The following is a 337-nucleotide window of genomic DNA, read 5'->3' on the forward strand; positions in this document are numbered from 1 at the left end:
ATATTATAGATGATAGAATTGACATTTCAATGAAAAAAATAATATTTAATCCTTTAAGAAAGCTGGTAGTAGGGACTGTAGCCTCAGTTCTTGCAGTAACGGATAAAGTAACTGAGCTGAGCTGTGGAACTAGAGAAAAATTAGAAGATATAGTAGCAGAAGTACAGTATGAACGTAGGAAAAAACACATAGCTAACATGAATGAACCTGAAAGTGTAAAATGATTAATGTTTTAAGTTTCAATTTGACGTATACAAAACATAGTTATATTTATATGGTGTTTTTATAGGCAAAATAATTAATGAACTAAAATATTGTTAATAAGGGGTTACTATAT

1 pseudogene is annotated in these 337 nt (G+C 28.5%); it reads left to right on the forward strand.

The features are described from left to right. Window positions 1-224, forward strand: a pseudogene (locus tag ACJDU8_RS25780) (hypothetical protein); the annotation flags it as partial. Between the last annotated feature and the right edge of the window lie 113 nt (window positions 225-337).

It is taken from the genome of Candidatus Clostridium eludens (assembly GCF_045310515.1).
GTDB classification, from domain to species: Bacteria; Bacillota; Clostridia; order Clostridiales; family Clostridiaceae; genus Clostridium_B; species Clostridium_B eludens.